This window comes from Promicromonospora alba (assembly GCF_042654905.1).
In the GTDB taxonomy this organism is placed as follows: Bacteria; Actinomycetota; Actinomycetes; order Actinomycetales; family Cellulomonadaceae; genus Promicromonospora; species Promicromonospora alba.
Genome location: NZ_JBHSFI010000005.1, coordinates 493,072 through 515,955, shown reverse-complemented (window position 1 = coordinate 515,955; position 22,884 = coordinate 493,072). Strand labels below are relative to the sequence as shown.

15 protein-coding genes are annotated in these 22,884 nt (G+C 71.5%); 8 read left to right on the top strand and 7 right to left on the bottom strand.

The genetic code is table 11. From position 1 onward, the window contains the following. Positions 1–29: 29 nt before the first annotated feature. Positions 30–1,391, bottom strand: a complete 1,362-nt coding sequence (locus ACFO6V_RS17300) for an MFS transporter (RefSeq protein WP_377137311.1) — start codon at positions 1,389–1,391, stop codon at positions 30–32. Positions 1,392–1,443: 52 nt separating this feature from the next. Beyond that, complete coding sequence (locus ACFO6V_RS17295; protein ID WP_377137309.1) at positions 1,444–2,388, bottom strand: SDR family oxidoreductase; 945 nt, start codon at positions 2,386–2,388, stop codon at positions 1,444–1,446. Between the two features lie 220 nt (positions 2,389–2,608). Here ACFO6V_RS17295 and ACFO6V_RS17290 point away from each other — a divergent pair, with 220 nt between their 5' ends. The 5 genes from ACFO6V_RS17290 (at position 2,609) to ACFO6V_RS17270 (ending at position 6,486) form a co-directional block, all read left to right on the top strand. Further along, positions 2,609–3,448, top strand: coding sequence for a helix-turn-helix transcriptional regulator (locus ACFO6V_RS17290; RefSeq protein WP_377137307.1), 840 nt, complete (start codon positions 2,609–2,611; stop codon positions 3,446–3,448). A 96-nt stretch (positions 3,449–3,544) separates the two neighbouring features. Continuing rightward, entirely contained in the window at positions 3,545–4,090 is a 546-nt protein-coding gene (locus ACFO6V_RS17285; protein WP_377137305.1) for a hypothetical protein, read from the top strand. A gap of 4 nt (positions 4,091–4,094) precedes the next feature. Further along, positions 4,095–5,198 carry an amidoligase family protein gene (locus ACFO6V_RS17280; protein ID WP_377137303.1) on the top strand — a complete coding sequence of 368 codons (1,104 nt, stop codon included), beginning with the start codon at positions 4,095–4,097 and terminating at the stop codon, positions 5,196–5,198. Next, positions 5,195–5,791 carry an RNA polymerase sigma factor gene (locus ACFO6V_RS17275; RefSeq protein ID WP_377137301.1) on the top strand — a complete coding sequence of 199 codons (597 nt, stop codon included), beginning with the start codon at positions 5,195–5,197 and terminating at the stop codon, positions 5,789–5,791. Before ACFO6V_RS17280 ends, ACFO6V_RS17275 begins: the two co-directional genes overlap by 4 nt. Then, positions 5,788–6,486 (top strand): hypothetical protein, encoded by a 699-nt coding sequence (locus ACFO6V_RS17270; protein WP_377137299.1) that lies wholly within the window; start codon positions 5,788–5,790, stop codon positions 6,484–6,486. The genes ACFO6V_RS17275 and ACFO6V_RS17270 overlap by 4 nt, the downstream gene beginning before the upstream one ends. Positions 6,487–6,579: 93 nt before the next feature. Here the strand turns inward: ACFO6V_RS17270 and vanX are convergent, their stop codons facing one another. Genes vanX through ACFO6V_RS17255 form a run of 3 tightly spaced genes read right to left on the bottom strand, consistent with a single transcriptional unit; the run spans position 6,580 to position 9,290 of the window. Further along, complete coding sequence (gene vanX / locus ACFO6V_RS17265) at positions 6,580–7,203, bottom strand: D-Ala-D-Ala dipeptidase VanX (RefSeq protein WP_377138162.1); 624 nt, start codon at positions 7,201–7,203, stop codon at positions 6,580–6,582. An 11-nt stretch (positions 7,204–7,214) separates the two neighbouring features. Next, entirely contained in the window at positions 7,215–8,252 is a 1,038-nt protein-coding gene (gene vanA / locus ACFO6V_RS17260; protein ID WP_357510590.1) for a D-alanine--(R)-lactate ligase, read from the bottom strand. Positions 8,253–8,291: 39 nt separating this feature from the next. Beyond that, positions 8,292–9,290 (bottom strand): D-isomer specific 2-hydroxyacid dehydrogenase family protein, encoded by a 999-nt coding sequence (locus ACFO6V_RS17255; RefSeq protein WP_377138160.1) that lies wholly within the window; start codon positions 9,288–9,290, stop codon positions 8,292–8,294. A gap of 303 nt (positions 9,291–9,593) precedes the next feature. Between ACFO6V_RS17255 and ACFO6V_RS17250 the strand changes: the two genes are divergently transcribed. Beyond that, complete coding sequence (locus tag ACFO6V_RS17250; protein WP_377137297.1) at positions 9,594–11,576, top strand: chorismate-binding protein; 1,983 nt, start codon at positions 9,594–9,596, stop codon at positions 11,574–11,576. 88 nt (positions 11,577–11,664) lie between these two features. Here the strand turns inward: ACFO6V_RS17250 and ACFO6V_RS17245 are convergent, their stop codons facing one another. Further along, on the bottom strand, positions 11,665–13,311 hold the full coding sequence (locus ACFO6V_RS17245) for a M15 family metallopeptidase (protein WP_377137295.1): 1,647 nt from the start codon (positions 13,309–13,311) through the stop codon (positions 11,665–11,667). Between the two features lie 323 nt (positions 13,312–13,634). Between ACFO6V_RS17245 and ACFO6V_RS17240 the strand changes: the two genes are divergently transcribed. Next, complete coding sequence (locus ACFO6V_RS17240; protein WP_377137293.1) at positions 13,635–16,178, top strand: AAA family ATPase; 2,544 nt, start codon at positions 13,635–13,637, stop codon at positions 16,176–16,178. Between the two features lie 266 nt (positions 16,179–16,444). Next, complete coding sequence (locus ACFO6V_RS17235) at positions 16,445–21,793, top strand: choice-of-anchor G family protein (RefSeq protein ID WP_377137291.1); 5,349 nt, start codon at positions 16,445–16,447, stop codon at positions 21,791–21,793. Positions 21,794–21,910: 117 nt separating this feature from the next. Here ACFO6V_RS17235 and ACFO6V_RS17230 read toward each other — a convergent pair whose 3' ends face one another. Then, on the bottom strand, positions 21,911–22,843 hold the full coding sequence (locus tag ACFO6V_RS17230; RefSeq protein ID WP_377137289.1) for an SDR family NAD(P)-dependent oxidoreductase: 933 nt from the start codon (positions 22,841–22,843) through the stop codon (positions 21,911–21,913). Between the last annotated feature and the right edge of the window lie 41 nt (positions 22,844–22,884).

Sequence of the window (22,884 nt, the reverse complement as noted above, 5' to 3'; positions counted from 1 at the left end):
AGGGCCCGTCGATCCGCCCCTGGGGCCCGTCAGCTGTGGACCTGCGGGCGGGACCGGTCCGATGACGCGGGGACGTCGTGGCTCTCGGCGATGCCGCTGAGTACCTCGGCGGCGGCGAGCTCGTCCCGCGCGGCGAGCCGGTCGAAGCCGTCCACAGCCGGGTAGACGTAGCGGCCGAGCGTCGCGATGAGGAGCGCGCCGACCACGAGCACACCCATCAGGACCGGGATGACCGGGTCGTAGGAGCCGAGCTGGTCGTAGCCCAGCCCGAGGAGCAGCGGCCCGACGGCGCTGCCGAGGATGAACATGGCCTGGACCGGGCCGATGATCTGGCCGAAGTTGCGCATGCCGAGGTACCGGGTGATGAGCAGGGCGAGCAGGTCGCCCTCGATGCCGAACGCGACGCCGATGAACGCGACCGCGAGGGCCGCGGTGGAGAAGGGTGGTTCGAGGAAGAACATCCCGGCGATGGGGGCGAGTATGACGATCGGCCCGACGACCGAGCCGTGGACGCGGTCGATGACGATGCCGCCGACGACGCGGCCCACGAGCGACGCCAGGCCGAAGATGACGAGCAGCTGGCCCGCTTCGCCGCTGCTCAGGCCGCGGTCGGTCATCATCGGCACGAGATGGACCTGGAGCCCGATGATCACGACGCCGACCATGCCGAGGCCGAGCGCGATGCCCCAGAACTGGCGGGTGCGCAGCGCCTGGCCGAAGGTCAGGCCGGGGAGCTCCAGGCTGACGTCGCGGTCTCCGACGTGTGTCTCCTGGACGAGCCGTCCGCGTACGTGCCGCTCGGCGCGGCCTCTGACGAACAGGGTGATCATCGTGACGGACACCAGGCCGGCGATCAGCGCCATGTACCCGTAGGTCTGCCGCCAGCCGACGCTCTCGATGAGGGCTCCGGCCAGCACCGGGCCCAGCGCGGCGCCGAGGCCGATGATGCCCGTGACGATGCCGACGGCGAGCGCGCGGTTGTTGTCGAACCAGCTCACGACGACCCGGGTGGCGGGGATCGCGGTACCGCCCCCGAAGAACCCGACGAAGAAGCACGGGATGAAGTAGACGGCCTCGACCGGCGGGACCAGGCCGATGGCGGCCATCGAGGCGGCGAACAGCACGAAGCTGGGTACGAGGATGTACCGGGCGGCGTACCGGTCCACGAGCCGGCTGACGATGACCAGTCCGATGACCATGCCGACGGCCGCGACCGAGTACGCGCCGGTGACTGTCGTGCGGCTGAAGCCGGTCTCCTCGACGATCGGCAGGACGAACAGGCCGGTGGTGGCCAGGTACATCGGGGGGCCGACGGCGTTGGCCGTGCCGGCGCCGACGACCACCCACCAAGGGCTTCTGCGCCGGGCATCGGGCTGGGTGACAGAACTCATGTGGCTTCTCCTGCGGCTCGGCTCGTGGGGCTCGGGGTGCTCGGCTGCGTGGTCACGTGGCGGGGACGGAGGTCTTCGTCAGCTCCTCGGACACCTGCCAGACGCGCACGGCCTCGGTGAGGCTGCGCAGCGGCCGGTGCATCCGCTGCTCGGCCGGCGCGCCGCCGAGGGTGCCGGGGCCGCTGGGCCCGTACAGGGCGCCGGGCCTGGCGGCCGGGTCGGTCGCGGCCATGAGCGCGGGCAGCCCGGCGCTCTCGGCGGTGCCCAGCAGGATGCCGTGCTCCGAGAGCCAGCGGATCCGCCGGATGTGAGGGGTGTCCTCGCCGCGGCCCAGCTCCGGACGAGCGGCCAGGAGGCTGGTGGGGGCCACCCCGGGGTGGGAGAGGTTGCTGGTGATGCCCCAGCCGCCCGCCCTGCTGCGGCGTTCCAGCTCCAGGCCGAACAGCCCGAACGCGATCTTGGACTGGCGGTAGGCGTGCATGACGTTGTACGAACGCTCCCAGTTCAGGTCGGCCCAGTTGATGGTGCCGCTGGCCGAGGCGACGCTGACCTGTGAGGTCACCCGGGCCTGCCCCGCGCGCAGCAGGGGCAGCAGATGGGCGACGAGGGCGAAGTGGCCCAGGTGGTTGGTGCCGAGCTGCAGCTCGAACCCGTCGACCGTGGTCAGTCGCTGCGGCGGCCGCATCACGCCTGCGTTGTTGATCAGGAGATGGATCGGCTGTCCCTCCTCGCGCAGGGTGTCGCCCAGGGCCGCGACGGACGTCAGTGAGGCAAGGTCGAGGCTGCGCAGCGAGACCTTGGCGCCGGGGGCGGCCCGGTTGATCCTGGCGATCGCCGCCTCGCCCTTGGCCTTGTTGCGCACGGGCATGATGACCTCGGCCCCCGCGGCGGCCAGGCGGCCGGCGATGCCCAGGCCCATGCCGTCGCTGGCTCCGGTGACCAGCGCGCGCCTGCCGGTCAGGTCGGGGACGGTGATGTTGATCGGTGTACGTGGCATCGCTGTGCTCCTTGGGATCGTCGTGGACCGTGCGTCGGCCACGGCACTGATCCTTGGCGGACGACGCAGGCCTATCCAGGGCCTCCCGATCACAGGCTCGCGAGGCCGCGGCTCTGCTCGCAGCGGTGGGCCGGGCCGTAGAGGGGGATCGCCGGGCCGTGGCTACCGCGCGCCGCACGGGATACAAACGACGTAGTACTTCAAGAAAAAGGGGACCGTCATGATCGATCGCGCCGGGCTGGCGAGCTTCTTGCGCCATCGCCGCGAGGCACTGCAGCCGGAGGACGTCGGCATGCCGCGCGGGCAGCGCCGCAGGACCAGCGGGCTACGGCGCGAGGAGGTCGCCACGCTGTGCAACATGTCCGCCGACTACTACTCGCGGCTGGAGCGCGAGCGCGGACCTCAGCCGTCGCAGCAGATGCTCGCCTCGATCGCGCAGGGTCTGCACCTGTCGATCGACGAGCGCGACCACCTGTTCCGCCTGGCCGGCCACAACCCGCCGCCCCGGGGAAGCTCCAGCGAGCACATCAGCCCGGGGCTGCTGCGCATCCTCGACCGCCTGCAGGACACGCCCGCCGAGATCGTCACCGAGCTCGGCGAGACCCTGCGGCAGACGCCGATGGGCGTCGCCCTGACCGGCGACACGACCCGGTTCACCGGACCGGCCCGCAGCATGGGCTACCGGTGGTTCACCGACCCGGGCGCCCGGGACATCTACGCCCCGGAGGAGCACGCGTTCCTGACCCGGATGTACGCCGCCGGCCTGCGCGGTCTCGTCACCCTCCGCGGCCCCGGCTCCCGTGCCGCCTACCTGGCCGACCTGCTCCTGGACAGCAGCGACGAGTTCCGGAGGGTGTGGGACGAGCACGAGATCGGGATCCACCCCCATGAGGTCAAGCACTTCGTCCACCCCGAGGTCGGCGCCCTGGAGCTCAACTGCCAACGCCTGGTCGACCCGGAGCAGGCCCACTCCCTGATGGTCTACACCGCCGTCCCAGGCACCGAGAGCTACGAGAAGCTGCAGGTCCTCTCCGTCATCGGCGCCCAGACGCTGAGCTGAATCGCGATTCAAGACTGGTGCTGTCCGGACTCCACATCTCGGCGGTGGGCGGCGTCTTAAGGGGGTACGCACATCCCCACAACTGGAGGTCCACACGTGACCAGCACCCCCAGCACTTCCCGCACCGCCCGCTCCAAGACCTTCCGCCTCACCGCGATCGGCGTAGCGGCCACCGGCCTGTGCCTCGGCGGCGCCGGGATGGTCGCCACGGCCAACCCGGCCTCGGCCTTCGGCCAGGCGGTCGGCACCGCCGTGCACGCCGCAGGCGTCGACTGGTCCGACATGCCCGCCGGCTACACCCAGGCGCAGTACGAGGCCTTCTGGGGCGCCGAGTACAGCACCGGGGACCTCGCCGAGCTGCAGGAGCTCTGGTCGCTCGGGGAAACCGAGACCAAGTCCCGCGCCGGCCAGATGATCCTGGACGGCGAGACGCTCCCGTTCGAGCCCGGCACGCACACCACCCCCGAGCTCCCGGCGGACGAGCAGGCGGCGATCGCCGCGTTCTTCGAGGCCGGATACTCGTCCGAGGACGTCGAGACGCTCAACGAGCTGTGGGACACCGAGCACGTCGAGACCAAGGCGCGCGCCGGGCAGATGATCCTGGACGGCGAAGAGCTGCCCATCGGCCCCGCCACCAGCTGATCCTGTGCGCCCGGCACCGCTGACGACTCGCCAGGAGGCGACCATCAACACCCTCACGTCGCGTATCGGCTTCGAGATCGAGCTGCTCGCACCCGCCGGCTCCGACCGGCGGGCGCTCGCAGACGTCCTCGCGGCCCGGAGCGGCGGCCGGGTGCGCCGGTCGTTCCATACCGACAGCGAGCCGTCGCCGGTGCCGGGCGTCGGGGTGTTCCGGCACCTGTCGCCCGCGTTCGACGTGGTCGACGGCGCGGGCGCCCCGGTGGCGCGGCTCGTCGACGACATCACCATCGTGTCCGACCTGGCCGGGGCGACCACTCGTGGCCACCGCGGCTGGTACCGCGTGCTGTGCGACGAGCCGCGCCTGCTGCGCCTGATCGAGCGGCGCACGGACCCCTCCGCGGCGCTGCCCGACGTCCTGGCCCCCGTCGCCGAGCTGTTCGGCACCCGGGTCGAGCTGAAGGGCGGGGCGGCGCGGGTGAACGACGCGACGGGCGCCACGATCGCCGTCGCGATGCAGCTGCCCGCTGGGCGCGAGCGGCCCTGCGAGGTGGTCACCCCGCCGATCACCGAGGGCCACTGGCGGCATCTCGACGACCTGCTTGCTCCCGCGCGGGAGCTCGGGTTCACGGTTCCCGCGGAGGCCGCTGTACACCTGCACCTCGACGGCGCGGCCTTCCGGCGGACGGCGGCGTTCGCCAACCTGGTCCGCCTGTTCGGGCACTGGCGCGAACCGCTGTGGGAGGCACTGGGCACCAACGGGGCGTGCCGCCGGCTCGCGCCGCTGCCCGCCGAGCTGCTCCGGCTCGTGGAGCGGGACGGCCTGTCCTGGGCCGAGCTGGGTACCGCCGCGCGCGGGATCGGCCTGACGAAGTACGCCGACGTCAACCTCACGCAGCTCGTCGCCCCGCAGCCGGTCCGCGACACGGTGGAGGTGCGCATCCTGCCCGGTGCGCTGGACGCGTCGGACGTCGTCCCGCGGGCAGCGCTCGTCGAGCGCCTGATGCGGCGGTGCCTCGACGACGCCCCCATCCCGCGGCCCGACGGCGGAGCGGCGCACGATCCGGTGGGTGCCCTGCTCGAGCTGGCGTCGAGGGGTGCCGCTCGATGACGATCTGGGTGGAGTCCTCCGGACCGGCGAGCGCGCCCACTCCGCGGGTCGGCGCGCCGGTACCCGCGCGCGACGGTGACGACACCGGCTCGGCCGGAACGCTCGACGAGCTGGTGCGGACGCATCTGCCGGGCCTGATCCGCTACGCGACGGTGCTCGTCGGGGACCAGCACACCGCCGCCGACCTGGTCCAGGAGGTGCTGCTGCGGGCGCACCAGCGCTGGCGGCGGATCGCTCTGACGGAACGTCCGGACCTGTACCTGAGGCGCATGGTCACCAACGAGCACCTCTCGTGGCGGCGGCGCTGGCACGTCCGCATGATCCGGCCCACCGCCCACGAGACCCTGGTCGGTCACGCGGGTACCGGCGGGGACCCTGCGGAGCGCCTCGCCCAGGAGGACGCCATGTGGCACCGTCTCCAGCAGCTGCCGCCGCGCCAGCGCACGGTGCTCGTGCTGCGGTACTACGAAGGGCTGGCGGACGCCGAGATCGCGACGGTGCTCGGCACGTCGTCCGCCACCGTTCGTTCCCACGCCTCGCGTGCCCTGACCACGCTCCGGAAGACCGACCTGAACCACATGGAGACGCGATGACCAAGGACCGTCCCGCCGGTACGCCGGCGCCCGGACCCCGGCCGGAGGGCGGCGATCGGCACGACGACCTCACCGAGCTGGTCGCCGCCGCCCTGCGTTCGCGTGAGCCCGACGCCGCTGCCACCGCGGCCACCGCACAGCGCATCGCTGCCCGGATCGAGGCGGCCGACGACCGGGGCGCAGTCGTCACCCCGTTCGCCCGGCGCGCCGGCACCATCGCGGTCACCGGCGTCATCGCGTCGGCCCTCGGCGTGGTCGGCGCGGGCGCCGCAGCCGCGGCCAACCCCTTCTCCGGCTTCGCCGTGGCGGTCGACGGGGTCGCGCAGGCGGTGGGCGTCGAGTGGTCCGCCATGCCTGACGGTTACACACGCGAGCAGCACGACGCGTTCTGGGGCGCCGAGTACTCGGCGGGGGACCTGGAGGAGCTCTGCGAGCTGTGGAACGTCGACGCTCTGGAGGCCAAGGCCCGCGCCGGCCAGATGATCCTCGACGGCGAGACCGTCCCGGTGGCGCCGTCCGGTCCCGTCGAGGACGTGCCCTACCTGGAGCTGGACGCCCAGGAGGCCCTCCTGGAGGCCGGGATCACGTACGAGGACGCCGAGCAGCTCGCCGAGCTGTGGCAGATCGACCCGGTCGAGGCGAAGGTGCGCGCCGGGGACATGCTGCTCCGGGGCGAGGAGCTCCCGCTGCCCTGACCCGGCGGCGGTTCGCGAGCGGGGTCTCCAGGCCGACCGGAGGGATCACACCCTCCGGTCGGCCTGGGCCGTCCGAGCAGCTGCGGACGCGGCCTACGCCGGGACCGACGTCGAGATCTCGAAGTCGAAGTATGTGTCGGGGAAGGGCTCGTCCCGCAGGGTGTAGTGCCACCACTCGTTGTCGTAGCGCTCGAACCCGCTCTCCTCCATGACGGTGCAGAGCGTCTGCCGGTTCCCGGCCTCGAGCTCCGGCACGCCCGCGGCTCCATGGTGCGAGACCGGATCCATCAGATCGTGGTCACCGCCCATGCTCGCGAGCTCGCCGCTGTCGAGGTGAAAGAGCGTCAGGTCGACGGTGCTGCCCCGGGTGTGACCCGACCTGGCCGCGACGTAACCCCGCGAGAACATCTCGTCCCGGGCGATGTTCGGGTAGTGGCGCTGCTTGGTCCGGCCGTCCTCCGGCTCCCGTGACCACTGCAGGAAGCGGTCGACGGCACGCTGCGGTCGGTACCCGTCCCAGATCAGCAGCCCGAACCCGAGCGACCTGGCGTGCTCCTGCGCGCGCTCGAGAGCAGCGCAGAGAGCCTTGGTGCCCACTACCCGGTTCGCCAGATAGCCGTCGACGGGCTTTCCGGTGAAGTTGTCCCAGGTGGCGTACTTGGCATCCCAGCGGATGCCGGGGACGAGCTCGTCGATGAACGCGAACTCGCCGTTCATCGTGCTGCCCGTCACCGCGCTCCCTGCAGCGCCAGCGGCACCAGGCGGTCGATCACCTCGGAGAGCGGCAGCCCGGCCGCGGCCATCATCCGGGGGTAGCGGCTGTACGACGTCAGGCCGGGCAGGGTGTTGACCTCGTTGAGGATCACCTGTCCGTCGTCGGTCAGGAACGTGTCGACGCGGGCCAGGCCCTTGCACCCCAGGGCGCGGTAGATGGCCTTGGCGGTCTCCTGGACGAGCGTGCGCTCCTCGTCGGTGATGTCGGCGGGGACGATGAACGTCGAGTTCTCCGAGCCGGTCTCGGGCGACTTCTCCTGGTGGATCCGGAAGAACCCGTGCGAGAGGTCGACGCGGTCCACCTCACCGGTGAACAGGTCGGGGTCGTTGCCCAGGACGGCGCAGCCGACCTCGCGACCGACCACGGCGCCCTCGATCAGGATCTTCGAGTCGTACTGGCGCGCGTCTGCCAGCGCGGCCGCCAGCTCGTCCGGGCCGGTGACCTTGCTGACGCCGAACGAGGAGCCGGAACGGGCGGGCTTCACGAAGACCGGGTAGGTGAGCGCGTCGGCGTCGACGGCCTCGTCACCCTGCACGATCTTGAGGTCCGGCGTCCGGATACCCGCGGCCTGGACGACCGTGTAGGTGAGGGACTTGTCGATGCACACCACGGAGGCCTGGACGTCGCAGCCGACGTAGGGGATCCCGGCGAGCTCCAGCAGGCCCTGGACGGCGCCGTCCTCACCCAGCTGGCCGTGGAGCACGGGGAAGACCACGTCGAGCCGGATCGCCTCGTACCCACCCTCCTCGAGCACGAGCAGACCGTGGACGCTCCGGTCGGGCGATAGCGTGACCGGACGCGAGCCGGCGTCCTCCCAGCCCTCCCCGGGACCGTCGCAGAGCCGCCAGTCGCCCTTTGTCGTGATGCCGATCCAGAACGGCTCGTACTTCTCGGTGTCGAGGCTCTTCGCGACCTCCCGCGCGGACTTCACGGAGATCGGGTGCTCCTCGGAGAGGCCGCCGAAGAGGATTCCGACATTGAGCTTGGACATGCAGTTTCTCGCTCTCGTAGTTTCAGGCAGTCGAGCAGGTCAGATTGCTATGTGGTTCAAGCAGTTGATCAGGCTGTTCTCGACGGTGTCCGCCAGCGCGTGATCCGTGAAGTACGCCGTGTGCGGCGTGATGACGACGTTCGGCAGCCCGTGCAGCCGCGCGAGCGCTCCGTCGTCGAGGGGCTTGTGCCGGCGGTCCGCGTAGAAGACCCCCTCCTCGCCCTCGACGACGTCCAGCGCGGCGCCACCCAGGTGCCCGCTCTCCAGCGCCTCGAGCAGAGCCTCGGTGTGCAGGAGCGGCCCTCGGCCGGTGTTGATGACGTAGGCGCCGGGCTTCAGCTGTGCGATGCGCCGGCGATCGAGGAGGTGGTGCGTCGCCGCTGTCAGGGGGGTGTGCAGGGTGACGATGTCGCTCTCGCGGAACAGGTCGTCGAGGGGGACGTGGTCGTCCGAGGTCGCGGTGCGCGTGTCGTAGGCCAGGACGCGGCACCCGAAGCCGCGCAGGCGGTCGATGACCGCCGTGCCGATCCGCCCCGTCCCGACGACCCCGACGGTCAGGTCGCGCAGCTCCCGGCCGCGCGTCTCGCTCAGGCGGTAGTCGTGGGCCTCGACGCGGAGCAGCACGGACTTCATCTGGCGGACGGCCATCAGCATCAGCATCAGCGTGTAGTCGGCGACGCTGTCGGGGGAGTAGGCGACGTTGCCCACCGTGATCCCGACACTCTGCGCGTACGGCACGTCGATGTGGTTGTAGCCGACGCTCCTCGTGGAGATGTACTCGACACCGACCTGGCTCAGCGCGAGCAGCGTGGGATTGGTGATCTGCGTCTTGTGGCCGACGCTGACGCAGCGGGTACCGACGGCGAGGTCGGCGGTCTCTTCCGTCAGCGCGGCGTCGATGATCGTGGGTACGACGTCGAAGCGGGGCGCCATCGTCCGGAACAGGGCTGCCTCGTCTGCTCCGCAGCCGTAGACGGTGATGCCCGTCGTCGCGACGGTGGCCGAGCCGGACGGCCGGGATCGGGCGTCGGAGCTCATCGCCGGTGCGGGTCCGCTGGAGCTCATTCGACCAGTCAAGAGAGCGTCGTGTGGCCGGGGCGTATCGCTTTGTGCATACCCGGATGGTACCGGCCGTCCGGCTACCTGTGGACATCCCGCACCCTGTCCGGCTACCGTTCCGGCCATGACGTCGCACCTGACCAGCCAGGACTGGTGGCCCGCCGAATAGGCGAGCCGCGACGCATCCACACCCGTCCACGACCGCCTCGCCCCGAGGCGGTCGTTCGTGTTTTCCACGAGGCTGCGGACCGGGGCGGGGCACCCCGAACCGAGAGGCCCCGCATGTCCGACAGCCTTAGCCCCGCCACCAGCAACCACCCCCTTCTCAGCCGTGTCCTGGCCTCCGACGGAACGCTTCCGTTCGCGCTCCTGCGCCGCGAGGGCAGCCTCGAGGTCGAGGTGCTGGTCGGCGACGTCGTCGACGTCGACCTCCTGGGCGACATCCCGCTCGACGGTGCGCCGGTGCTCGCCGTCGTCCCGTTCCGCCAGGCGGTCGAGCGCGGCTTCACCGTGCACGACGACGGCGCCCCGCTGCGCTGCCTCGTCGTCCGCGAGTCGGAGCGGGTCTCCCTGGCCGACGCGATCGCCGTCCTCCCGTCCGAACCGGTCGCCGCCGAACCGCTCGGCTTCGACATCCCCGACGACGAGTACGCGGGCATCGTGCGCCGCGTCATCGACGACGAGATCGGTCAGGGGGCGGGCGCCAACTTCGTCGTGATGCGCCGCTTCGAGGCGCGAACGTCCTCCGCGCCCGTTCTCACGCTGACGTCGTGGTTCCGCGCGCTCCTCACGCACGAGGTCGGCTCGTACTGGACCTTCGCGGTGCATGCCCCGGCGTCCGACGGCGAGACGCTGTCCCTGGCGGGCGCCACGCCCGAGCGGCACCTGACCCTCCACGACGGCGTCGCCCGGATGAACCCGATCAGCGGAACCTACCGGCACCCCGCGACGGGCCCCACGCGCGACGGCGTCCTCGAGTTCCTGCGCGACACCAAGGAGAACGAGGAGCTCTTCATGGTGGTCGACGAGGAGATGAAGATGATGAGCGCGCTCTGCCCGGACGGCGGGCGCATCGTCGGCCCCTACCTCAAGCAGATGGCTCGCCTCAGCCACACCGAGTACCTGCTGGAGGGCCGGACCGACCTCGACCCCCGCGAGGCGCTGCGCCAGACGATGTTCGCGCCCACCGTCACCGGGTCGCCCATGGAGAACGCCTGCACGGTGATCACCCGCCACGAGTCGCGCCCGCGCGGCTACTACTCGGGATTCCTCGCCCTGTTCGAGCCCGAGGAGCCTGCTGTCGCCGAGCCCGGCTCCGCCGATCCTTCGGCGGACGGCTCCGCGAGCTATTCGCTCGACGCCCCGATCCTCATCCGCACCGCCTATCTGCACGACGACGGCCGCGTGTCCGTCCCGGCGGGAGCGACCCTCGTGCGCCACTCGGTCCCCGAGCACGAGGTCGCGGAGACGCGGGCCAAGGCGTCCGGCGTGCTGACGTCGCTCGGGCTCGTGCCGCGCGGTGCCGGGCCCGACGTCGCCGTCGACCTGAACGCGCAGCCCGGCGTCGCCGAGGCGCTGGCCGCCCGCAACAGCCAGCTCGCCGAGTTCTGGGTGCGCCCGCAGGACGCCGTCCGCACCGCGACGGCGACGGCCCTGACCGGCCCGAACGTCCTGATCGTCGACCACGAGGACCAGTTCACGACGATGCTCGCGCACCAGCTGCGCCACCTCGGCATGAACACCCGCATGGTCCGGTGGGACGCCGACTTCGACGTCCTCGCGGACGATCTCGTCGTGCTCGGGCCGGGGCCCGGCGACCCGCGCGATCAGGAGGACCCACGCATCGCCTCCATCGCGCGGCGTATCCACGAGCGGGTCGCCGCGGGACTGCCGCTGCTCGCTGTCTGCCTCAGCCACCAGGTCCTTGCGGGCCTCGCGGGCTTCCCTATCCGCGCGCTCCCCGCGCCACGCCAGGGCGTGCGGCTCGCCGCCGAGGTGTTCGGCAGCATGGCCGCCGTCGGCTACTACAACACCTTCGGCGCGCACGTCACCACCACCAGCGCCGCCGACGGCGGTCCGGTTCCCCGGCTCGCCCTGGAACCGTCCTTCGACGCGGACGGCGTGCTCACCGCGCTGCGCGGTCCGCGCGTCGCCTCGGTCCAGGGTCACCTGGAGTCGGTGCTCTCGTCCGACGGCCTCACGGTCCTCGACGCCCTCACCCGGCACGTCCTGGGTGTCCCGGCGGAGTCGACCGCGGCGCGCTGAGACCGGGGTCTCATGTGAGCGACCCCTGCACACTGCATGCGACACGCCGGTGACGCGATGCAGTGTGTAGGGGTCGCGAGCTGGTCGGTCAGTCTTCCGTCAGTCCGAGGCCCTTGGCCAGGCCGGACAGCGAACCGGACGGTGCCGACGGGCTGGGCGACGTCTCCGGCGGCGTCGCCGGTTGCTGGCTGGGTTCCGACGGGCTGGGTACTGGCGAGGGAGAGGCCGGGGGCTCCTGGCCGGGATCCGAGGGAACCGGCGTCGGCGACGGGATCGGTGACGGGACCGGTGAGGGGATCGGTGACGGAACCGGACCGGCCGGGGGCGTCGTCGGCTTCGGCGCCGGCTTGCTCGGCGTCGGCTTGGGCTTCGGCTCGCTCGGGCTCGGCTTGGGCTTGGGCTTCGCGGCGGGCTTGGCCGGCTTCTTCGTCGGTGGCTTGGCGCTCGGCTCGTCCTTCGGCTTCGTCGGTCGCTGACGGGCCTCGGAACCGGGGGACTCATCCTTCGGCCGGCGATCGGCCGCCGTCGCGGACCGCGAACCGGTGTTGTCGGAGGAGCTCGACGCGAAGGCCGGGCCCCACGTGTCGACGTCGGACGGGTCGACCGCACGGTCGGGAACCGGCCCGGCCGCGAAGAACTCGAAGTGCCACGGCTCGGGCTTCGCTCCGCCCAGCCGGGCCCACGACGGGTTGTCCCACCCGTAGTCGGGACCGTGCACCCGCAGCCAGGTGTACTCGGGGGATGCGCCGCTCGAGATCGGGTTGCTGAGATCCACCGCGAGGCCCCAGCCGTGGTTGGACGTGCCCGGTACGGCGGCCAGGTGCGGCTTCGAGCCGGCGAGGCTGATCTGCTCCACGTAGGAGCGGTACGAGTCGGTGATCGGGATCGGGTAGCCGAACTTCCGCTCGAACTTCTTGTTCAACGCCGTCAGCCGTTCCGCGGCGTCACAGCGCAGCATGTGCCCCGGCGCGAACTCCAGGTCGCAGAGCACCGCTGCCGGGATTCGGCCGTTGGCATAGCCGTGCGTCGAGTCGCCGAACACCGCGACCACGTCGTGCAGGTTCGAGCGCAGCGAGGAGCCCTGCCGCCCCGGACCGCCCGCGAGCAGCGGCGAGCCCTCGAACCGGTCCGTGTGCTGCACGTCGACGGAGGCGTCGGGCATCGACTGGTCCAGCATGCCCGCCAGCCGCACCGCCGCGACCGCCACCTCGTCATAGGTGACGAGGCCGGTCTCCGGGCCGACGCCGTGCGGCTCGCCCTCCGCGTCCCGCTCCCGCTCCGCATGTGAGTGGTCCTCCGGGGCGCGCACGTAGGACACAGCGACCGCCGACAGGACCTCCTGCCGTGCGGGTTCCTCGGCGTCCTGCGGGCCCTGGCCCTTCTTGGCGGCACGCGCGACGGGCGCGTCCTGGATGCGCAGGCCCCCGTTCTGCTCGTGGGACGACTGCTGCTGCGCGTGATAGGTCGTGTACAGCATCCCGAGCTCGGCGGCGGCCTGTGCGATCGTCGGGCTGAGGTCCGGACCCTGCTCTCGCGCCAGCTTCTCGACCCGGTCCAGGAGCACCACGATCTGCTCCACGCTCACGTCCGCGGGGACGGCCCGGACGACCGGCTCAGCCTTGAGCCCTGCGCGTTGCTCGGTGGAGTGCTCGGCGGAACGTTCGCCACCGCCGTCGGACGGCTGCCCGGGTGGAACATTCGCCGAAACGGTGAAAAGCAGACCTCCCGCAGTCACGGTGGCGACAATGCCGGCCCAGCCAGTGCGGAACAATCTTGAAGAAACCGGTTCGGATACGGGCATAGCGAACTTCTTCGCCTCGTCCTTCACGCGTCGCTCCCTCGGTTGGTGCGTTCATTCGTGGTGCGTGTTGCTCGGATCTGTCCACGGCGGTTAAAGGATCTCTTGGGGGCCGTTAAAGGAGTATCACGAGTTGGGTTGACGCACGAGGCGAAGCCCTGCGGCAGTCACCCTTCCGGTCGCGGAGACGTGGGCCAGCCGTAGGCTTCCTCTGGCATTGCCCATTGAAAGTCATGGGAGTTTCCTGAAAGGGAGCGAGCGTGGATCCAGAGGACGGGCCCCGGGCGGGCGGCTGGCCGGCAGGATCGTCGGGGCAGGCACCGGACCAGGGCGGTGGGGGGCCGGATCGCGTGGTTCATGGCCGGGACCGGGAGCTGAGACTCGTCGAGGCGTTCGTGACCGGTCTCGATCCCACGACCCTGGTCGTGAGCGGTCTCAGCGGTATCGGCAAGAGCACCACGGTGCTGGCGGCGCTGCACCGGATCGGCGCACAGGCTTCGGCGGTGCGGCTCGTGCGGTCGTGCTCGTCGCGTCCGTACGCCCAGGCGCTCTCCGGCCGGCTGCATCTCGACCTGTCGGCGCACTCGATGCCGGTGCCCGTCGGATCAGTGCCGCTCGGGTCGGTGCCGGGGCACGAGCTCGACGCGGCAGGCCTCCTGGACGCGGTGGGCTCCGCCGTCGGGCCGCAGAGTGCGGGGCCCCGGATCCTGTTCGTCGACGACCTGGACGTGCTCTCGGCCGGCCGGGCCGCCTGGTTGCAACAGCTGGGGGAGCTGGCCTACGAGCGCGGCTGGCGCATCCTGGCCGCCGCCCGGCACGTTCCGGTCGGCCCGCTGCCCGACGACGTCGAGGTGCTCGACCTCGGACCGCTCGGCGCCCGGTCGCTGCGTCTTCTCCTGGACGCCGCGCTGCGGACCCCCATGGCCGCCGACGTCGCGGAACGGCTGCACTGGTGGAGCTCGGGCAACCCGCGGATCGCCCTCGAGCTCGCCGACGCGCTGAGCCCCGGGCAGCGGAGCGGCGGCGCGCACTGGCCCGGGCCGGACGCCGTCGGGCCCGTGGCTCGGCGGACCTTCCAGGTACTGCTCGGCGGGCTCGACGTCACCGCGAGGTCCCGTCTCGCGAGCCATCCGGTCCTGGCGGCGGCCGGCGTGCTGGACCGCACGGTCGACGACTCCGCGCAGTGGAGCGTCGGGCTCGGCACCATCTCGGTTCCGCCAGGTCCCGGCGACGTGAACCGGCTGGCCGCGCGTTACCCGCTGCTCGCGCTGCTGTGCCGGGAACAGGCCCGCGAGTCGGCCGACGGCGGACCAGCCGACGGCAGGCCGGACGACGGCGAGCCGGCCGACGCCGGACCGGCCCCGGACGGCGACCGACCGACCTTCCCGGTCGCAGCCACGCTCGCCGAGGTGATCCTCAACGGGCTGCACCTCGACGCCGTCGAGGGACTCTCCGCAGGCGAGCGGGAACCGCGCGCGGCGGCCCGGGCGGTCGGCCTCACGCTGCTGAGCGGGGCGACGTGGGCGGACGACCGTGCCCGCTGGTGGACGCCCGCGACGGTCAGCCCGGAGTGGACGGATCACCTGTGGTGGAACGGCGCGACCGCCGTCGAACCCGCGCAGAGCGCCGCGGGGGAGCGCGCTGCCGCCGCGCTGATCCAGCTCGAGCGCACCGGCTGCCTGGCTGATCCCGCCGGCCTTCGTGCGGACCTCGATGTGATCGGGTCCACGCGACGCCTGGACTGGGTGGGCGTCTGCCTCCAGGTGCGGGCCCGGCTGCTGCTGGGCGACGCGGCCGGGGCGCGGCGGCTCCTGGACAGCGAGTCGGGCACGTCGTCCGGCAGGACCGTCGCGGAGGTCGTGGCGAGGCACCTCGCCGCCGCGAGGGTCGCGATGTTCGAGGGGTGCGCGGCCGACGTCCGGCTGTGCCTCGAGCGGGTGACCGACCTTCGCCCCAGCGTCGCGGACTGGCTCCCGGTCCGGGGGCTGCGTGCCGCCGCGGCGGCGATGCTCGACGGCAGGGCGCCGACCAGCTCGGTGCCGCTGTCGGCCGAGGCGTGGTCGACCAGGGCGCTCGGCGAGTTCGCCGTGGACCTCGGCGCGGCGCACCTCGCCGTCGGGCAGGCCGAACGGGCCGCCGAGCTCCTGGCCCTCGGGCTCGAACGTTGCCAGTGGCCCTACCGGGGCCGGGTCCAGGCTCGGGCCGACCTGGTCGAGGCGGTCCTCGCCTCGAGAGGTGTCCGTGACGAGGTGCCCCGGGCGGCGCTCGCCGACCCGCCGATCGAGCCCCAGGAACGGGCCGGCGCGGATACCGGGGCGGCCTACGCGCGACTGCGGGCCATGCTGGCGGCCGCAGGTACGCGGGCGGACTGCGTCGAGGACTGGCTGCCCGCCTCGCACCTGGTCTCGCCGTGGCAGCGGCTGCGGTCGCTCGTCGCCTACGGGCGGTACTGCTTGGCGCACGGGGACCGTGCGGCGTCCGAGCCCGCACTGACCGAAGGCCGGGTGCTCGCCCGGCTGGCCGGCACGCCCGGCTGGCGCAAGGCGATCGACGCGTGCCTCGCCGGCTTCGGCGCCTCGGACGGTCCCGGCTGGGCTCGGCTGAGCGGGAACGACCGCGAGTTCGTCCGGCTGGCGCTCCAGGGCGTGACCAACGCGCGGATCGCCGAGGCGGCATACGTCTCGGAGCGCACCGTCGCGAATCGCCTGCGCCAGATCTATGCCCTTTTGCGGGTACGGGACCGCAAGGAATTGATGGAGCTGGCCGAGATGGACCCGCCCGGCTGGCTCTCCGGCAACGGCTGAGGTATTTTTCACCCGCTCCTTTTCTGCCTCTTTCGTCCCTTGCTGGCTCAGTGACCGAAATTCCCCGTCCTTTGTGCTCCGGGTTGTCCTTGGTTGCATCGACGCACTTTCTACTGCGTGGTCGTGCGCTCGTGCATGATTGCCGTTCACGCGTGGCAGATCATTTCATTCCTGTGTCTTCTGAAGGCGGGCACGTACCGGACCTGGTGCGGGCCACAGCAATTCCGACGCCGTTGCAGCAGGCGCGAACGTGAGGAGTGATCTTCTTGATCTCGACGCATGTGCCGTTCATCCGAAGGCGAGATTCCCGAGGGCGAGCGCGAGGTGGCGCGACGTGGCGCAGAGGCCTCGCAGCAGTCGCCGCCTCAGCGCTCCTGATCACGGCGGTCGGCGCCCCCGCCGTCGCCGTGGACAACTACCCCGACGAGCCTTCAGAAGCGGAAGCCAGCGTGCTGGCGTCCGAGCTCATGCAGCAGGAGCTGCTGGGCGCGGCCACCTCCGACGCCGGATCGCTCAGCAACCCCGGCCCGAACACGGAGAACCTGAACGTCGACCTCCTCGGTTCCCAGGTGCTCGCGCTCGGCGACATCGAGCTCCCGGTGGACCAGTTCCTTGACTTCGGACAGATCGGCGCACTCGCCAGCACTAGCGAGGCATCCGGTCCCGTTGACGCGCACGCGGTGTCGGGCCTCCTGGGCGCCGACGGCGGCGTCACCCTGGACGGCGCGGAAGACTCCTTCGGCACCGCGTCCATCGACGTGCTGTCGCTGGCGAGGCTCGTCGGCGTGGACGGCATCACCGACGCGGTGGTCGACGAGCTGACGATCGAGCTGGGCGCCCTCGGTGCCGAGGTCATCGCCGAGGACGGCGTGATCCTCGACCCCGACGGCGGCGTGACCGGACCGGGGCAGTACCGCCTCGCCGACGGCACGCTGCGGCTGCACTCCCCGGTCGTCGAGGGCGCTGCCGACACCATCTACGACATCGGCGGCGCGATCGACACGCAGATCGAGACGCTGGTCAACGACACGCTCGACATCTCGGCGCTCACGGCGCTGCTGGCCGCGGTCCCGGGCATCCCGGAGCCGACGGTCACCGTCGACTCGGACATGCAGGAGACGCTGTTCCAGTCGGTCGTGGGGGAGCCGATCACGTCGGCGAACCAGCTCGTGACCCTCGACCTCTCCACCGGTGAGCTGCAGGTCCACCTGGAGCACCTGGTCGAGGGCAACGACCCGTGGGGTGGTGGCGACGACGTGGGTATGAACGGTCTCGCCCCCAACTACGAGCTCATCGACGACCAGACGTACCCGCAGATCGCCGAGGGCATCCACGAGATCATGCAGGAGGCCACGCGCATCCTGATCGGTGCGATCGAGGACTCCCTCAACGCGGTGACGATCGACATCGCGTTCTTCGACCAGTCGGCGCTCGGTACGCTCGACGTGTCCTGGTCGGTGCCCCTGGCCGACGCCGTGAACGGCGACTTCCCGCAGGTCGTCAACAACAGCACCGGCGTCCAGGCGGTGACCGGAGCCCTGCTGGCAACGACGATCAACGGCCTCGGCAACGCCGCCGCGCCGATCTTCGGGGCCGTCTACGACCTGATCATCAGCGACGCGGGCGACCAGATCTTCGAGCTGCTGATCAACGACATCAAGTCGGGCATCACCGGGACGATCGGTGCCGCGCTGTCGCCCGTGTTCGACATAGTGGTGCAGTTCGTCTCGCTGCAGATCAACCACCAGGAGACGGCTACCTGCACCACCGCCGACGGCACGGAGCTGCTCGGCCAGCTCGAGGTCTCCGCGCTCAGCCTCGGACTCGTCCAGGCGGCGGACGCCGGCCGGATCGGCCTCGGCAACGCCGGCGTGCGGATCGACGCCTGCGACCTGGCGGCCATCGCGCCGACGCTGGCTGTCGACCCGGGCGAGGTAGCCCCTGGCGGCACGACGACGGTGACCGGCGAGGGCTACACGCCGAACTCCACGGCCACGGTCCAGCTCACGGACGCCGACGGCAACCCCGTCGGTGACCCGATCACGGTGGACACGGACGAGAACGGCGCCTTCACGACGCCGCTCGTGGTGCCCGAGGACGCCGAGCCCGGCGACTACACGGTGGTCGGCACCGACGACACGACGGGTACGCCCGCCGAGGCGCCGCTGGTCGTGACCCCGCCGTCCGCCATCACTCCGGAGCTGAGCGTCGACCCGGCGGAGGTGGCTCCGGGCGACTGCACGGAGGTGTCCGGCTCCGGCTACACGCCCAGCTCGACGGTCACGGTGCAGCTCACGGACGCCGACGGCAACCCGGTGGGTGAGCCGGTCGTCGTCGACACGGACGAGAACGGTGCCTTCACCACGGAGCTCTGCGTCCCCGAGGACGCGGAACCGGGTGACTACACGGTGGTCGGCACCGACGACACGACGGGTACGCCTGCCGAGGCGCCGCTCGTGGTGACCGAGGCGCCGGCGATCGACCCGTCGATCACGGTCGACCCGGCGGAGGTCGTGCCGGGTGGCACGACGACGGTGACCGGCGAGGGCTACACGCCGAACTCCACGGCCACGGTCCAGCTGACGGACGCCGACGGCAACCCCGTCGGTGACCCGATAGTCGTCGACACCGACGAGAACGGTGAGTTCACGACGCCGCTCGTGGTGCCCGAGGACGCCGAGCCCGGCGACTACACGGTGGTCGGCACCGACGACACCACGGACACACCGGCCGAGGCGCCGCTGACCGTGATCACCGGAGCCGAGCAGTGCGAGTCGGCGCCGGAGCTCACGGTGACGCCGAGCTCTGTGCCGGCCGGCGAGACCGTGACGGTGGTAGGCACCGGCTTCCCCGCCGGCGTCGACGTCACGCTCCAGCTGACCGACGCCGAGGGTAACCCGGTGGGCGACCCGATGACGGTCACTCCCGACGAGGACTGTGGCTTCACCACCGAGTACACGGTTCCGGAAGGGACCGAGCCTGGTGACTACGAGGTCGTCGCCGAGCCCGAGGACGGCAGCGAGGGTGCCGAGGCGCCGCTCACGGTCGAGCCCGCGGACATCGCGCCGTCGCTCACGGTCGACCCGACCGAGGTCGTGCCGGGTGACTGCACGGAGGTGACGGGTGAGGGCTACACGCCTTCTTCGACGGTCACCGTCCAGCTGACGGATGCCGACGGTAACGCCGTGGGCGACCCGATCGTCGTCGACACCGACGAGAACGGTGCCTTCACGGTCGAGCTGTGCGTGCCCGAGGATGCCGAGCCCGGTGACTACACCGTGGTCGGTACCGACGACACCACCGGTACTCCGGCGGAGGCGCCGCTGACCGTGATCACAGGCGCCGAGCAGTGCGAGACGGCACCCGCGATCACGGTGGAGCCCAGCTCTGTGCCGGCGGGCGAGACCGTGACGGTGGTGGGCACCGGCTTCCCGGCCGGGGTCGACGTCACGGTGCAGCTGACCGACTCCGAGGGCAACCCGGTGGGCGATCCGGTCACCGTGACACCGGACGAGGACTGCTCGTTCACCACCGACTACACGGTTCCGGAGGGCACCGAACCCGGTGACTACGAGGTCGTGGCGGAGCCCGAGGACGGCAGCGAGGGTGCCGAGGCGCCCCTCACGGTCGAGCCCGCGGACATCGCACCGTCGCTCACGGTCGACCCGGCGGAGGTCGCGCCGGGCGGCACCACGACAGTGACGGGTGAGGGCTACACGCCCGACTCGACGGTCACCGTCCAGCTGACGGACTCCGACGGCAACCCCGTCGGTGACCCGATCACGGTGGACACGGACGAGAACGGTGGCTTCACGACGCCGCTCGTGGTGCCCGAGGATGCCGAGCCCGGCGACTACACGGTCGTCGGCACGGACGACACCACGGGTACTCCGGCCGAGGCGCCGCTGACCGTGATCACTGGTGCCGAGCAGTGCGAGTCGGCGCCTGAGCTCACGGTGGCGCCGAGCTCTGTGCCGGCAGGCACGGATGTCACAGTTGTCGGCACCGGCTTCCCGGCCGGTGTGGACGTGACGCTCCAGCTCACCGACGCCGAGGGCAACCCGGTGGGTGAGCCGGTCACGGTCACTCCGGACGAGGACTGCTCGTTCACGACCGACTACACGATCCCCGAGGGCACCGAACCTGGTGACTACGAGGTCGTGGCGGAGCCCGAGGACGGCAGCGAGGGCGCTTCGGCGCCGCTCACGGTCGAGCCCGCGGACATCGATCCGTCGATCACGGTGGCTCCGGCGGAGGTCGCGCCGGGTGGCACCACGACGGTGACCGGCGAGGGCTACACGCCCGACTCGACGGTGACGGTGCAGCTGACGGACTCCGACGGCAACCCCGTCGGTGACCCGATCACCGTCGACACCGACGAGAACGGCGGGTTCACGACGCCGCTCACGGTGCCGGAGGACGCCGACCTGGGCGACTACACGGTCGTCGGTACCGACGACACCACCGGCACTCCGGCGGAGGCGCCGCTGACCGTGATCTCGGGGGCCGAGCAGTGCGAGTCGGCACCGGAACTGACGGTGGCGCCGAGCTCGGCACCGGCCGGCGAGACCGTGACGGTCGTGGGCACCGGCTTCCCGGCCGGCGTCGACGTCACCATTCAGCTGACCGACTCCGAGGGCAACCCGGTGGGCGATCCGATCACGGTGACCCCGGACGAGGACTGCTCGTTCACCACCGACTACACGATCCCCGAGGGCACCGAACCTGGTGACTACGAGGTCGTGGCGGAGCCCGAGGACGGCAGCGAGGGTGCCGAGGCGCCGCTCACGGTCGAGCCTGGCTCTGACCCCGGTGAGGAGTGCACGGACCCGACCCTGGTCGCCGAGCCGACGACCGTCGAGCCGGGCGGCGAGGTGACCGTCACCGGGACGGGCTTCCCCGCGGGTGTCGAGGTCAGCGTCACGCTGACCGACGCATCGGGTGACCCCGTCGGTGACACCGTCACCGTGACCCCGGACGAGGACTGCGGGTTCACGGTCACCATCCAGATCCCGGACGATGCGGATCCCGGCGTGCACGTCATCGTCGCGGAGCCCGAGGACGGCAGCGACGGTGCCGAGGTGCCGATCACTGTGACGGGACCTGACTCCAGGACGCTGACTGCCTGGTTCGAGGAGGACTCGGTGAAGCCTGGTGCGAGCCAGACTCTCTACGCCTCGGGCTTCGAGCCGGGTGAGATGGTCGTCGGCGTGATCCGCTCGACGTCGGTCCGGCTGCAGGCCGCCGCCGCGGACGACACGGGCAAGGTCGAGTGGACCTTCATCGTCCCGGCCGGGCAGAAGGCGGGCTCGTACATCGGAACCGCCACCAGCCAGACGATCGGGGACTCCGCAGCTGCCTCGTTCAAGGTGGCGCTGACGTCCACCGGTGGTGGCAACGGTGACGGGAACGGTGACGGGAACGGCAACGGGTCGGGCAACGGCAACGGCAACGGCAACGGGTCGGGCGGTCTGGCCTCTACCGGTGCGGACGTCGCCACGCTGGTGACCATCTCGATGCTCCTGCTCGGAGCCGGTGCGGTACTGATCCGGCGTCGACGTGAGCTCGCGATGGCCGCGGCCACGGCCATGGGCAAGATGCCGGACAAGCAGTAGCAGGAAACCGCGGACGGCCGGTGATCCGGCCGGCGGGTGAGCCGGCCCGGCACGAGAACCTTCGTGCCGGGCCGGCTTGCGCCGCTTCGAGGGCGGACTCAGGTGCCGGTCGGCCGGCTACCGGGTCCGCTCCACCAGCTCCGGCTGCGTCACGGGAAACTTCACGCCGGTGAGGTCCTCGGACACGGACCACAGGCGCTGCTGGAGGGCCCGGTCATAGGACTGCGGGCTGGAGGCGACCACGTGTGGGTTCCCGCGGAGCTCGCCCCGTCCGTCCGGGCCGTAGTACTGCCCGCCGAGGACCGCCGGGTCGGTGGCGGCGCGCAGGCTGGGCAGTGCCCCTCCGGCCGCGCTCTGGCTGACCAGCGCGCCGATGACGGGCGCGATCAGGCGGAGGGCGGCGGGAATGTCGCGGACCAGCTCGGTGCTGGCGAGGCCGGGGTGCGCGGCGACGGAGACCGTGGTGCCCTGCGGCGCGAGGCGGCGCTGCAGCTCGTAGGTGAACAGCAGGTTCGCGAGCTTCGACTGCGCGTAGGCCGCGCTCCGGTCGTAGGACCGGTCCCACTGCAGGTCGTCGAAGTGGATCGCGGCGCCGCCGGTGCGGTGGGCGATGCTGCTGACGGTCACCACCCGGGAGCCCGGAACGGGCAGCAGCAGGTCGAGCAGCAGCCCGGTCAGCGCGAAGTGGCCGAGGTGGTTGGTGCCGAGCTGCAGCTCGAACCCGTCCCGCGTGGTCTGCTTGGGTGGGATCATCACGCCCGCGTTGTTGATCAGCAGATCTATCGAGGCGTGCTTCGTGTGCAGCTCTGCCGCCGCGTCGCGGACGGACTCCAGCGACGTCAGGTCCAGGGCCTGCACCGTGACGTCGCCGGACATGCGGGCCGCGGCCTGCTTGCCCTTCTCGACGTCGCGCACGGCCAGGACCACCCGCGCACCGTGCTCGGCGAGGGCCCGAGCGGTCTCGAAGCCCAGGCCCGTGTTGGCGCCGGTCACGACGGCTACCCGGCCCTGCTGGTCAGGGATGTTCTGCTCGGTCCACTTCTCGTTCACGGCAATGCTCCTTTTTACGAACCACCGGTCTCTTGTGACTT